Genomic DNA, 12,902 nt, shown 5'->3' with positions numbered 1-12,902 from the left:
GGCAAATGATCACTGCTGCCGAATTTCGATAGTGTTTGCCGGGATATCCACCGTTGGGACCGGCGATCCCATTAAACTCTATACCCCTATTAAAGATTCGGGGAGCAGGTTGGCATTGGGAACGATGATGTTCCTCGTCGCGGAACATTTTAGGACCGCAATGACAGTCATTGCCTCGCCTGATCTTATTGCCAAGCTCGATCACGTCTTGAAAGCCGGCTCCCCCGACCTCCGCACACGCATGCTGCAGGAGGTGGCTGGGTTGTTTCTCGAGGACGCGCATCGCCTCAGCGAGCACCACGTCGAAATGTTCGACGACATCCTGATCCGCCTGAGCGAGAGCGTCGAGTTGCGGACCCTGACCACGCTCAGCCGCTCGCTCGCCGATTTGCATCTAGTGCCGCGCGAACTCGCTCGTCGCCTAGCCAACCATGACGACGCCGACGTCGCCGCCCCGATCCTGCGGGCCTGCGAATGCATCCCGGAGGCCGATCTGATCGACATTGCCTGGATGCGCGCCGAGGGACACCTCAGCGCGATTGCAGGGCGCAAGGCCGTCAGCCAGGAGCTCGCGGATATTCTGCTGATGCGCGGCGACAGCAGTGTGCTTCGCGTGCTCGCGGGCAACCGCGGCGCTGACATGACCAGCGCAGGCCTTGCCATGATGGTCGACGCGGCCGAACGCGACGCGCCCATCGCGGACGCATTGATCGCGCGCAGCGACCTGCCACCCCATGTTCTCTCCGACGTCGTGATGCGATCCACGCCGCGCCAGCAGGCCCGACTGCTGAAGCTTGCACGCCCCGACATCAAGGATGCGGTTCGCGCCGCCATTGATGCCGGCGCCGCCCGCGCCTCCGCAAACCCGCCAGCCACGATCGACGATGCGAAGGCGCGGGCGACAGCGATGACCAAGCCATTTTCAGTGTGAGTACCGTCATGACGTATGGTGACCGCAGGGCGGAGCGCGTCAAGCTTGAGACGCGTCATCCCGTCAATCTGATGGGCGTCGATGGCACGTGGCGACGAAGCTGCATCCTGCTCGACGTCTCGCAGAGCGGTGCCCGGCTCGAGGTCGACGGAACGCTTGATGTGTTGAAGGCCCAGGAGTTCTTCCTGGTGCTGTCCTCGCGGGGACTGGCATTCCGGCGCTGCGAGCTGGTTCGCGTCGACGGCAGCGAGATCGGCGTGCGATTCATCGAAGAACGCAAGCGAAAGGGACGCCCCGTCATTCCGAGATGAGGATTGGCGGCAAACCGGCCCGAGGGGAAGTTGACGACATGACCATGCAAAGAGCCACCGACATCGCGGTATCGACCGTGTCCGCCGCGCCGCTTCGTGGGACGATCGAAATCGACTGCGCGGGGACGGTCGCGACGTTCGAGATCGACGAGGAGCTCGCCCATCGGCTCTGCGCCGATCTCGAACGCTTTCTGACCCAGGTCCCGCGCCGGGTTCGTTCGGCGCGGTTCTGACACCACCGAGCTCCCTGCTGCCCGCGCCGCCTACTCGCGCCTGAAGCGATAGTCGAAGGCCTCGCCGTCCGCCTTGATCAGGCCGACGGTCGGGGCCGGAAAATGGATTGGCAGGATCAGCGTGTCGGTCCCGGCGACGGAGGCAAAGAACTTCCGCCGCGAGACCGCCGATTGCTTCGGATCCCAATCGGGCTTCGCCGACCATTCCGGCTCGCGGCACTGGATCGCGTGGTGCATCAGATCGCCGGCGACCACCGCGCGCTGTCCCTTGGAGAAGATGTTGACGCAGCAATGGCAGGGCGAATGGCCCGGCGTCGGCGTCAGCGTTACAGTGTCGTCGAGCGCATAGTCGTCGTCGACCAGCAGCGCCTGCCCGGCCTCGACGATCGGGAGGCAATTGTCGCGAAACACCGTGCCGGGCGGATTGGCGCCCTTGGCATTCTCGGCCTCCCAGGCCGCGTACTCGCCCTTGTGGAAGACGTATTTCGCATTCGGGAAGGTCGGCACCCAGCGCCCGTCGCGCAGCGTGGTGTTCCAGCCGGTGTGGTCGATATGCAGATGGGTGCAGAACACGTAGTCGATCTGCTCAAAGGAGATGCCGAGCGCGAACAGCTCGTTGCGCCAGCGCTCCTTGCCCGCGAAGTCGAACGGCGGCGGGTGCCCCTTGTCCTCGCCGGTGCAGGTGTCGACCAGGATGGTGTAGCGCGGCGTCCGCACCACGAAGGTCTGGTAGGTGATCATCATCATGCCGCGCGCGGCATCGAAGACCTCTGGCTCCATCGTCTTCAGGTGATGCTTGAACACGGCGTCGTCATAGGCCGGGAAGAAATCCTGCGGCCGCCGCCAGGGCCCCTCGCGCTCGATCACCGCGTCGATCGTGATGTCGCCGATCCTGATCTGTTTCATCGCCGTCTCGCTCCCGCTTTTTTCTGAAGCGTAGCGGCCAGCGCCAGGCCTCACAAGCCGAGCACCGCGCAGCGTGCCATGCGGCTTTGCATCGCTGGGAACTCTGATGCCGCAAGACGCGGCGGCGGACTATCGCGCCACACTTAAGGACGCGATGGTGAGGTCGATTGCCGCAGTCGACGACTAGAGGCCGCCGCAAATCGACCCAAAACGGCTCCTAGGCGGAGCGACGATCCAGCAAGGAAACGAGTCGCTTGGGCAGGACATGGAAATACGCGGCAGCGGCGCTCGTTGCCGTCACCGCCGGAATCTATCTCAACAACAGCAGCCTTCTCGCAACGCATGCCGACGGAAAGCCCGCGCTGCTCGCCCATCGCGGCATCGCGCAGCGCTTCGACGAACGCGACCTCAAGAACGACACCTGCACCGCGGCGCGCATGCTGCCACCCACCCACGACTATCTCGAGAACACGATCCGCTCGATGCGGGCGGGCTTCGAGCGCGGCGCCGATATCGTCGAGCTCGACGTCCATCCGACGACCGACGGCGAATTCGCGGTGTTTCACGACTGGACGGTCGATTGCCGGACCGACGGCCAGGGCGTCACCCGCGAACAGCCGATGGCGCGGCTGAAGATGCTCGACATCGGCTATGGCTACACGGCCGATGGCGGCAAGACCTTTCCATTCCGCGGCAAGGGCATCGGGTTGATGCCGTCGCCGGATGAGGTGCTCAAGACCTTTCCGGATCGCCGCTTGCTGATCAACGTCAAGAGCCGCGATCCCGCCGAAGGCGAGAAACTCGCAGCGGTGCTGAACCGGCTCCCCGCCGACCGGCGCCAGCTGATCATGGTCTATGGCGGCGACGAGCCGATCGAAGCGATCCGGCGTCTTGCACCGGAGACGCGAACCACTTCGCGCGCGGCGATCAAGAGCTGCCTCGTCCGCTATCTCGGCTATGGCTGGAGCGGCATCGTGCCTGACGCCTGCCGCAACGCCATCGTGCTGATGCCGATCAACACCGCGCCGTGGCTATGGGGATGGCCGGACCGTTTCCTCAACCGGATGGAGGCGGCGAACAGCGCGGTCTTCGTCCTCGGCCCCTATCAGGGCGGCGAATTCTCGACCGGGGTCGACGATGCCGACACGTTCCGGCGCCTGCCCAAAGACTATTCCGGCGGCATCTGGACCAACGAGATTGAGAGCATTGCTCGCCTCACCGGCCGGTAGATCCGGCGCCGCCTGTCATCTGGCCGTAATAGAAATCGTGCGACTGGAACCGCCCGCCGCATCGAGGACAGATTCATGACCGAACCGAACCCGACCCGCCCCAAGCTTGCCGAAACCGTCATCGAGCCGACGGTCAAGCTGCGCGAAGTGAAGGTCGGACGTTGCTGCGAAGTCCTCGGCGATACCGCGATCGAATACACCGAGCTCGGCGACTACTCCTATCTCGGCAGCGGCTGCATCGTCGCCGACGCCGTGATCGGCCGGTTCTGCGCGATCGCGGCGCAGGTCCGGATCGGCGCGCCGAACCATCCGGTCGAGCGGCCCTCGCAGCATCGCTTCACTTACTGCCCCGAATATTACTCGGCCTCCGCCGAGCGCGATCATGGCTTCTTCAGCGATCGGCGCGCAGACCGCGTCGTGATCGGCAACGACGTCTGGATCGGCCATGGCGTGATCGTGCTGCCCGGCGTCACCGTCGGCGACGGCGCGGTGCTCGCAGCCGGCGCCGTGGTCTCGCGCGATGTCGCGCCCTACACCATCGTCGGCGGCGTGCCGGCCCGGCCGATCAAGGAGCGGTTCAGCCGCAAGATCGCGGCCGAGCTGTCGCAGATCGCGTGGTGGAATTGGCCGGCCGAGACCATCTGGGAGCGCCTGCCGGAGTTTCAGTCCGGCGACGTCGAGGCGTTCTGCGCGCGGTGGCGGGCTTGAGCTAGCTCCGCAAGCCCGGAGCTTCCTGCCCGGTGCGCGCGACGTATTCGGTGTAGCCGCCGCCATATTGGTGGATGCCGTCAGGCGTCAGTTCCAGCACGCGGTTGGAGAGCGCGGCGAGGAAATGCCGGTCGTGGGAGACGAACAGCATGGTGCCCTCGAACTCGGAGAGCGCATTGATCAGCATCTCCTTGGTGGCGAGATCGAGATGGTTGGTCGGCTCGTCCAGCACCAGGAAGTTCGGCGGGTCGAACAGCATCTTGGCCATCACCAGCCGCGCCTTCTCGCCGCCCGAGAGCACGCGGCACTTCTTCTCGACGTCATCGCCGGAGAAGCCGAAGCAGCCGGCAAGCGCGCGCAGCGAGCCCTGCCCGGCTTGCGGAAACGCATCCTCCAGCGACTGGAACACGGTACGCTCGCCGTCGAGCAGGTCCATCGCGTGCTGGGCAAAATAGCCCATCTTGACGCTGCCGCCGATCGCGACCGCGCCGTCATCCGGTTCGGTTGAGCCGGCGACCAGCTTCAGCAGCGTCGATTTGCCGGCGCCGTTGATCCCCATCACGCACCAGCGCTCCCGGCGACGGATCATGAAGTCGAGCCCGTCATAGATGCGCTTGCTGCCATAGGCCTTGTGGACGTTCTTCAGGCTGACGACGTCCTCGCCCGAGCGCGGCGCCGGCTGGAATTCGAACGCCACCGTTTGGCGTCGCCGCGGCGGCTCGACCCGCTCGATCTTGTCGAGTTTCTTGACCCGGCTCTGCACCTGGGCTGCGTGCGAGGCGCGCGCCTTGAAGCGCTCGATGAACTTGATCTCCTTGGCGAGCATTGCCTGCTGCCGCTCGAACTGAGCCTGCTGCTGCTTGTCGGAGAGCGCGCGCTGCTGTTCGTAGACTCATAATTACCGGAATAGGTGGTGAGCTGGCCGGCGTCGATCTCGACCACCTTGTTGATGATGCGGTTGGTGAACTCGCGGTCATGCGAGGTCATCAGCAGCGCGCCCTCATAGCCCTTCAGGAACTGCTCGAGCCAGATCAGGCTTTCCAAATCAAGGTGGTTGCTCGGCTCGTCGAGCAGCATGACGTCCGGCCGCATCAGGAGGATGCGCGCCAGCGCCACCCGCATCTTCCAGCCGCCGGAGAGCTTGCCGACGTCGCCGTCCATCATCTCCTGGCTGAAGCCGAGGCCGGCCAGCGCCTCGCGCGCGCGGCCGTCGAGCGCATAGCCGTCAAGTTCCTCGAACTGATGCTGCACCTCGCCATAGCGCGCGATGATGTCGTCCATCTCGTCGGCTTTGTCGGGGTCGGCCATTGCGGCCTCGAGTTCCCGGAGCTCGGCCGCCACCACGCTGACCGGTCCCGCCCCGTCCATCACCTCGGCGACCGCGCTGCGGCCGGACATTTCGCCGACATCCTGACTGAAATAGCCGATCGAGATGCCGCGATCGAGCGACACCTGCCCTTCATCGGGGGTTTCGCGGCCCGAGATCATGCGGAACAGCGTGGTCTTGCCGGCGCCATTCGGGCCGACGAGGCCGATCTTCTCGCCCTTCTGGAGCGCCGCGGAGGCTTCGATGAAGAGGATCTGGTGGCCGACTTGCTTGGAGACGTTATCGAGGCGGATCATGCTTTTAATGCTGGGGAACCGAGGGTTTGCGGCCTCTTATTCGATCTGGGACCTGGGTGGAAGCCCATTCCGCAGGTTTCGCGCCGTGCTCCCATGCATGCCACGGTCGTTGCCAATCGAATATGACATGGAATAGTTCGGCGATCGGTTTTGGGGCGTCACATGCAAATCTGGTTTCTCTATCTCCTCGCGCTCGGCGCCGGCATCAGCGTCGCCACCCAGCAGGTCCTGAACGGCAATCTGAGGTCCGCCCTCAACTCCCCCGCCTGGGCCGGCCTGGTCAGCTATCTCGGCGGGCTGGTGACGATGGCAGTCGTGCTGGTCGCGACGCGGGAGCCGGTGCCGTCCTGGAAACTGGTGACGGCCGTGCCGTGGTGGGCCTGGAGCGGCGGCATCCTCGGCGGCGTGTTCATCCTGCTGATGATCCTGCTGCTGCCGTCTCTCGGCGCCGCGACGCTGCTGGCGCTGGTGGTCGCAGGTCAGATGATCGCGGGCATCGCGATGGACCATTTTGGCCTGTTCGGGCTGGCGCAGCATCCGGTGTCGATCTCACGACTGGTCGGCATCGCGCTGATCATCGGCGGCGTGCTTCTGATCAAGGATTGAGGAAGCAGCCGCACGGCTCTATTTGTGCATCCTCTTGTCGGAAAACCGCTTCGCACTTTTCCGGAGTATGCTCTACGCCCGGCGCATCAAGCGCAATTCGGCTGACAGGCGAAGGCTGCGCTTGCCGGCCAGCGCGATGCCCTCGAGCTCGGCGCCGTCTTCGCGGCACGAGCCGGCGAAACCGATGCCGATCTCATGGCCGCCGAACACCGGGTGTTCGCCCTTCGCCGGCGTGTGTTCCTGGTTGACGATCTCGCCGCGCCAGCGGCCGTCCGCTGACGAATACGAGCCCAGATAATAGAAGAACGCGTCGCCGCCGAGGATGCGGCCGTCCATCAGCAGCATCACCCCGGTGAGGCCGGCGTCGACACCGTCGAGCGCGCGGAGCTGGATCGCATAGAGCCCGTTGGCGATGCCGCCCGGTCCGACCTCCCCGCGCGGCGGCAGGGCCTCGTCGTCGAGCGGTGCCAAATTCGCCCAGAACACGCCGTCAGGCATGGCGTCCGCCTTGCCCTCGAGCAGAATGGTCGAGCCCTCGGTTCGGCCGCGTACCTTGATGACGGCGACGTCGGCGCCCATCAGCGGCTTGAAATTGGGATCGTCGTTGTGACGCTCGGTGATCACGTCGGCGATGATCTCGCCATTCGTCACCTGATAGGTGCCGAGATGAGCGAACGCCGAATTGCCACCCATCATCTTGCCGTCGTGCAGGCACATGATGCTGCGGCCGAATGCGCCATTGATGCCGTACTCGACCTTGTAAAGTCCGTTGAGCACGCAAAAATCCAATAAATAAAATTGATTCTGTTCGCCACATAGCACCGGGCCGAAACCCGCACCATTGGGTGTTTTGGCGCAGGCAAGCCCGGCAGTGTCCGGGTGTGGACACCGGCCGATTCGTCGCTTAGCTGTAGGCGTCCGCGTGCCGCGTCGCGCGGGATCTATACTCCCTGTTCACTACTCTCCAGTTCATTGCGTCCAAGCATTTGCGCATTCCGCTAATGGTCGCGCGGCCGCATCCGGCCGCGACGTTGGCGCGAGGCTTCGAGGAGCATCACATGATCAATCGATTTCGCCTGGCCGCCGCGCTAACGTTGCTGCTCGGCAGCGGTGGCGCTGCGCTGGCCCAGTTGCTGCCCGACTACATGGCACCGATCTCGGGCAAGACCACGTCCACGCCGGCCGATGTCGCGACCAAGGATGTGCTCGCGCTCAACACCGGCATGTTCGAGCTCTATGGCGATGCGGCGCGGATCTTCCAGAAGAACGTGCTCGACAAGCATCCGGTGATCCTCGGCCTGTTCTCCGGCGCCGGCGGCCGCCTGATCCTGTACCGGCCGGGCAAGCTGCCGACCGAAGCGCCACAGGTGCCGGTCGTCTATCAGCTGCTCAAATCGGTCGGCCACAGCACGATGGCGCTGGCCGAGGTGGTCGGCCCCTATGTCGACAATCCCGACGACAAGTCGTGGCGCGGGTCGATGCAGGCCTATCGCAGCCGGATGCAATCGGCGCTCGACGGGCTCGATGCCACGCCGATGCAGGCCGACTGGCGCGACAACAACCGCGCCATCCTCACCAACAACATCGCCTTCATGGACGAATGCCTCGCCGCCGGCGCCATCCCGTTCGCGAAGCTCGAGGCATTCGGCAAGAAGCAGGCGCCGCTGCTCGCCAGGAACGTCGCCTGGGCTGCGCAGACCCAGGTCGCGCACTGGATGACCGTCATGGCCGACTGGAAGACCCAGCTCGGCCCCGATTGGGACAAGACCTATGGCGCGAGCAACACGATCTATGTGGCGCGGCAGAACAATGTGATCTTCAGCGTGCTGGCGCAGTTCTTCGGGCCTGACGCCATCAACAGCCGGCTGATGCTGATCGAGACCATCTCCTTCACCACGACGCCGTCGGACATGCTGGAGTCGCTGACCCGGATCATCGCCGATCGCTCGGTCGGCGCGCTGTTCTTCGGCAGCTACCATTTGATGGACTATGAACTGATGGGGGGCGATGCGCGCGAGGCGATCATCGCCGAGACCAAGAAGCGCGGCATGACGCCGTTCCTGCCGCCGCTGGTGCCGTTCGGTTCCAAGCAATGGCCGACCCTGATCACGCCGGCTCCGGGTCCGGCCACCATCGCCGACCTGAAGTGAGGCCAAAGCTACGAGTGGGAAGGCTACGACCTATTGCGGCATTGCCGTTGCGCTCGCTTTGCCGCAATACTTCCACGTGCATTGCACAAACTGTTAGACCCCGGCGCGATATGCCGTCGAGGTGTCGATGAAAGATCAGACCATGCGGCCTTCGCGACGTGAATTCGTGAAGTGGTTGTCGGCAGGCGGCATCTCGGTCAGCCTGTCGCATCTGGCGCTGGCGAAGGAGCCGGCTTTCGCCAGTCGCGAGACGCTTCCCGGGCGCGACCATTTCAATCCGGCGGCCAAGGGCGCCGGCCGCGTCGACGGCGTGGCCAAGGTCACCGGCGCAAAGCTCTACGCCTCCGACTTTCGTGCCGCCGACATGCCGGGCTGGCCCGCGACCACGTCGCACGCCATCCTGGTCCGCGCCAATGACGCCACGCATGTCTATGCCGGCATGGACCTCGCCCGCCTCGATGGACCGGCGAAGCCATCGGTGGTCGTGACGGCGGCCGATCTCGACCGGATCGGCACAAGGGTGCCGGAGTTCCACGCCGGCGATTTGTTCTGCCCCGTCGGCAAAACCCCGCTCTATCTCGGGCAACCGGTGGCGCTGTTGATCTTCGAGCAGTTCGACGCCTTCGACCGCGCGCGCCTCGCGCTGCGCGATGTCGGCTTCGTCAAGTTCGGCGACGAGACCGGTCCGGTGGTCCTGCCGAACTTTGGCGCGTACCGCTTCACGCGCGTCGCCGGCGCGACATCAGATGCGCCCGACATCTATTCGCCGATCCTGGCCGGCTGGGTTTCACCGAGCCGCATCCAGAACGCGGCGCTGCCGGTCTGGCTGCCGCTCGCCAAGGAGACCAAGCCCGACTACGCCAAGGCCGCAATCCATGGCGAAGCGATCCGCGCCCAGCTCGCCAAGGACGATCCGTCACAGCTTGTGCTCGACCGCGAGTTCGAGACCCAGTCGGTCGATCCGATGTTCCTCGAACCGGAAAGCGGTCTCGCCTGGTACAGCGACAACAGCGGTAACCTCGAACTGGTGCTCGGCGTGCAGTCACCGTATGAGGCGACCGAGTCGATCGCCTTCATGCTCGGCAAGGCCCGGCCGCCGTTCCGCCCCTCGCACATCAACGCGCAGTTTGCCCATGTCGGCGGCGGCTTCGGCGGCCGCGACCACACTCCGTTTGTGCTCTACGTGGCGCTGGCGGCGATGTTCTTTCCGGGACGGCCGGTGCGGTTGGCACACGACCGCTATCAGCAATTCCAGGGCGGCATCAAACGTCACCCGATCAAGATGCGCTCAAAGATCGGCATCGATCGCAAGAGCGGCAAGATCACGGCATTCGCCGCCGACCATGTGCTCGACGGCGGCGGGCTCGCCAACTTCTCCGCCAATGTCGCGGTCGTTGCCGCGACCGCTGCGATCGGCATCTACGATATCCCGAAGGTCGACGTCACCACCGTGGCGGTGCATTCGCGCGGTGTCACCGCCGGTTCGATGCGCGGCTACGGCACGCTGCAGACCATGACCGCATTGGAAGTCCTGATCGACGAGGCGGCGAGCGAGCTCAAGGTCGATCCGATCGCGTTCCGCCGCAACAACGCGCTGAAGCAGAACGGCCGGACCATGACCGGCAATCCCTACATCGTCTCGGTGCGCACGCCTGAGATCCTCGACAAGCTCGAGAAGCATCCGATCTGGCAGCAGCGCGCCGAGTTCAAGCAGAAGGCGGCGGAGGGACGGCTGGTCGGCACAGGAGTGGCCTGCGTCACCAAGGATTACGGCGCCGGCGCGGATTGCTCGCTTGGCCGCGTCGAGATCGATCAGGAGGGACGGATCGCGATCCACTGCGATCACGTCGAGATGGGCAACGGCATCGGCACCGCGCTCGCCAACCGGGTCGCGGGCTATCTCGGCACTGTGGCCGACGAGGTCGCGGTCTCCCGGGTCGACAGCTATGAGGCGCTCGGGCTGGTCAGCTCGGGTGACCCCTACACGATGGATCAGAAGACCCAGGATCTCGCCGAGAAGAACCCGCGCTGGGTGCCGGCGATCAGCTCGGCAACGAGTGCGTCGATCGGCGCCCATGTCGGTACGCATTCGGCGGCCGAGGCGGCGCGCGTCATCTTCCGCTTTGGGCTGTGGCCGGCGGCGCTCGAGCTCTGGCACATCGGCAAGGCCGATCCCCGCGCCCGGCAATGGGACAGAGCGCGCTGGCGGGACGGCCAGCTCGTGCTCGACGAGCTCGCGCCGCTGCCATTGCCGAAGCTTGCGGCGACCGCGCATGCGCGCGGCTTCGTCACCGGCGCAGTCGCGCACAGCTTCTCGCGCTGGGCCTGGTCGCGCGCCCGCTTCCCGCTGTTCGGCGAACAGTTTCGCGCCGAGATCGACGCGCTGGCGATCCGCCGCGGCCGCGGCAGGTTCGAGCGGATCGATCGCGTCAGCGTCAAGTTTCCGCCGACCGACAACAACCGGATCGGTACCGCCTATACCTCGATGTGCGGCACGCTGGTGCGTGTCGAGATCGAGCGCGCGACCGGCATCCTGCGCATCGCCAAGGCCTACAGCGTGTTCGAATGCGGCCAGGCGCTGGTGCCCGAAGTGGTGCTCGGCCAGTCGCTTGGCGGTTTCGCCATGGGCGTCGGCTACGCGCTGCTGGAAACCCTGCCGCCGTTCGAAGGCGGCCCCGGCAACGGGCAATGGAATCTCGGCCAGTACCTGATCGCGCGCGGCTCCGACCTGCCACTGCACGACCTCGAGATCGAGATGCTGCCGCCCCTGACGCCGGACGAGCCGCCCAAGGGCATGGCCGAGGTGGTGATGATCCCGATCGTGCCGGCGCTGCTCAATGCCATCAACGATGCCACCGGCCACCGCTTCCGCTCATTGCCGGTGACCACGAGCCTGCTCAAGGGAGCGCTTGCGTGACCACGCTCAATCTCACCATCAACGGCCAGAAGCACGGCCCGATCGAGGTCCGCGACGACCTCTCGATGAACGATTTCCTGCGCGAAATGCTCGGCATGACCGGCACCAAGTTCGGCTGCGGCGCCGCGCAGTGCCTGAGCTGCGCCGTCATCATCGATAATCCCGACGGCACGAGCTACACCACCCCGACCTGCGTGGTGCCGGCGGCGAATTTCGACGGCAAGGCAATCCGCACCGTTGAGGGCCACGCCAAGGATGGCGAGCTCTCGGCGTTGCAGCGGGCCTTCATCGACCATTTCGCGTTCCAATGCGGCTACTGCACGGCCGGCTTCCTCAACGAGGGCCAGGTGCTGCTCGAACTCCTCGCAAGAGAGCCAGTGGCGCGGGACCAGCTCGAAACCGTCATCGCGGATGCGCTCGACGGCCATCTGTGCCGCTGCACCGGCTACATCAAATATCACCAGGCGGTGCGCGACGTGATCCTCGCCGATTCCAACCGCTATCTGACCGCCAACAAGTGAGCCCGCGCGCGATGACATCGGACACGCGGTTTCGGATCATTGCGGTCGTGACAGCGCTCGCGACCAGCCTGTGCGCCGGCTATGCAGCATCGGAGAGCGCGAGCCACGCCCTTGCCTCGCCGGAAAGCTTTGCCGGCATCGACAATGTCGAGCAGCGCTCCGCGGCGATCTTCACCGAGCTCGGCAAGGTGCTGACGCATCCGCGCTGCACCAATTGCCATCCCGCCGGCGACAGCCCGCGGCAGGGCGACATCAGCCGCATGCACCAGCCGCCGGTCACGCGCGGCACCGATGGCCATGGCAGCAACGCGATGCGCTGCTCGATCTGCCACCAGCACGCCAATTTCGATCCCGGCCGCGTGCCGGGTCACCCGGAATGGCACCTTGCGCCACGCGAGATGGCGTGGGCCGGCAAGACGGTCGGCGAAATCTGCGCCCAGATCCGCGATCCCGCACGCAATGGCGGCCGCAAGGTCGAGGAGCTGATCGAGCATATCGGCAAGGACACGCTGGTCGGCTGGGCCTGGCATCCCGGCTTCGGCCGCTCGCCGGCACCGGGCACGCAAGCGCAGGCCGGCGCGCTGGTCGAGGCCTGGGTGAAGACCGGCGCAGCCTGCCCGGCGCCGTGAGCGCGCAGCCGAGCTAGAACACAAAGAGATCAGATCGAATAGCAACCCCGGTGACGCTGCGCTCCCTCGCCCCGTTCTTATGGGGAGAGGGTGGGTGGAGGGGCTGTCTCCGCACGTCCGGCGATAGCGAGTTTGCGG

General features: G+C 65.4%; 12 protein-coding genes and 1 pseudogene. 10 read left to right on the top strand and 3 right to left on the bottom strand.

The genetic code is table 11. The features are described 5' to 3' along the window. Window positions 1-124 precede the first annotated feature (124 nt). The 3 genes from AKN84_RS18190 to AKN84_RS18180 are packed head-to-tail and all read left to right on the top strand — an operon-like array spanning window position 125 to window position 1,475. Window positions 125-931 (top strand): DUF2336 domain-containing protein, encoded by an 807-nt coding sequence (locus tag AKN84_RS18190; RefSeq protein ID WP_050422047.1) that lies wholly within the window; start codon window positions 125-127, stop codon window positions 929-931. A gap of 8 nt (window positions 932-939) precedes the next feature. Further along, window positions 940-1,242 (top strand): PilZ domain-containing protein, encoded by a 303-nt coding sequence (locus AKN84_RS18185; protein WP_050422046.1) that lies wholly within the window; start codon window positions 940-942, stop codon window positions 1,240-1,242. Between the two features lie 38 nt (window positions 1,243-1,280). Next, window positions 1,281-1,475, top strand: a complete 195-nt coding sequence (locus AKN84_RS18180; protein ID WP_050422045.1) for a hypothetical protein — start codon at window positions 1,281-1,283, stop codon at window positions 1,473-1,475. Window positions 1,476-1,505: 30 nt separating this feature from the next. Here the strand turns inward: AKN84_RS18180 and AKN84_RS18175 are convergent, their stop codons facing one another. Beyond that, window positions 1,506-2,381, bottom strand: a complete 876-nt coding sequence (locus AKN84_RS18175; protein ID WP_050422044.1) for an MBL fold metallo-hydrolase — start codon at window positions 2,379-2,381, stop codon at window positions 1,506-1,508. Between the two features lie 254 nt (window positions 2,382-2,635). Here AKN84_RS18175 and AKN84_RS18170 point away from each other — a divergent pair, with 254 nt between their 5' ends. Together AKN84_RS18170 and AKN84_RS18165 are read left to right on the top strand one after the other, a co-directional pair. Then, window positions 2,636-3,610, top strand: coding sequence for a glycerophosphodiester phosphodiesterase family protein (locus AKN84_RS18170; protein ID WP_050422043.1), 975 nt, complete (start codon window positions 2,636-2,638; stop codon window positions 3,608-3,610). Between the two features lie 75 nt (window positions 3,611-3,685). Next, window positions 3,686-4,318: a DapH/DapD/GlmU-related protein gene (locus tag AKN84_RS18165; RefSeq protein ID WP_050422042.1), complete on the top strand. Its 633-nt coding sequence runs from the start codon at window positions 3,686-3,688 to the stop codon at window positions 4,316-4,318. Between the two features lies 1 nt (window position 4,319). Here AKN84_RS18165 and AKN84_RS18160 read toward each other — a convergent pair. Beyond that, window positions 4,320-5,941: pseudogene (locus tag AKN84_RS18160) on the bottom strand (ABC-F family ATP-binding cassette domain-containing protein). A gap of 162 nt (window positions 5,942-6,103) precedes the next feature. On the opposite strand from AKN84_RS18160, the gene AKN84_RS18155 reads away from it, so the two are divergent. Next, window positions 6,104-6,547, top strand: coding sequence for a DMT family transporter (locus AKN84_RS18155; RefSeq protein WP_050422041.1), 444 nt, complete (start codon window positions 6,104-6,106; stop codon window positions 6,545-6,547). A gap of 72 nt (window positions 6,548-6,619) precedes the next feature. On the opposite strand, the gene AKN84_RS18150 is transcribed toward AKN84_RS18155, so the two are convergent. Next, window positions 6,620-7,324 carry a GrlR family regulatory protein gene (locus tag AKN84_RS18150; RefSeq protein WP_050422040.1) on the bottom strand — a complete coding sequence of 235 codons (705 nt, stop codon included), beginning with the start codon at window positions 7,322-7,324 and terminating at the stop codon, window positions 6,620-6,622. A 281-nt stretch (window positions 7,325-7,605) separates the two neighbouring features. Here AKN84_RS18150 and AKN84_RS18145 point away from each other — a divergent pair, with 281 nt between their 5' ends. The 4 genes from AKN84_RS18145 (at window position 7,606) to AKN84_RS18130 (ending at window position 12,764) form a co-directional block, all read left to right on the top strand. Continuing rightward, entirely contained in the window at window positions 7,606-8,697 is a 1,092-nt protein-coding gene (locus AKN84_RS18145) for a hypothetical protein (RefSeq protein ID WP_050422139.1), read from the top strand. A 142-nt stretch (window positions 8,698-8,839) separates the two neighbouring features. After that, complete coding sequence (locus tag AKN84_RS18140) at window positions 8,840-11,614, top strand: xanthine dehydrogenase family protein molybdopterin-binding subunit (RefSeq protein WP_050422138.1); 2,775 nt, start codon at window positions 8,840-8,842, stop codon at window positions 11,612-11,614. Beyond that, window positions 11,611-12,135, top strand: coding sequence for a (2Fe-2S)-binding protein (locus AKN84_RS18135; RefSeq protein WP_050422039.1), 525 nt, complete (start codon window positions 11,611-11,613; stop codon window positions 12,133-12,135). The genes AKN84_RS18140 and AKN84_RS18135 overlap by 4 nt, the downstream gene beginning before the upstream one ends. Before the next feature lie 11 nt (window positions 12,136-12,146). Further along, entirely contained in the window at window positions 12,147-12,764 is a 618-nt protein-coding gene (locus AKN84_RS18130; protein ID WP_050422137.1) for a hypothetical protein, read from the top strand. The last annotated feature ends 138 nt before the right edge of the window (window positions 12,765-12,902 follow it).

Origin of the sequence: Bradyrhizobium tropiciagri (assembly GCF_001189845.1) — a bacterium.
GTDB lineage: Bacteria > Pseudomonadota > Alphaproteobacteria > Rhizobiales > Xanthobacteraceae > Bradyrhizobium > Bradyrhizobium tropiciagri.
This window is presented reverse-complemented; position numbering and strand designations above follow the sequence as displayed.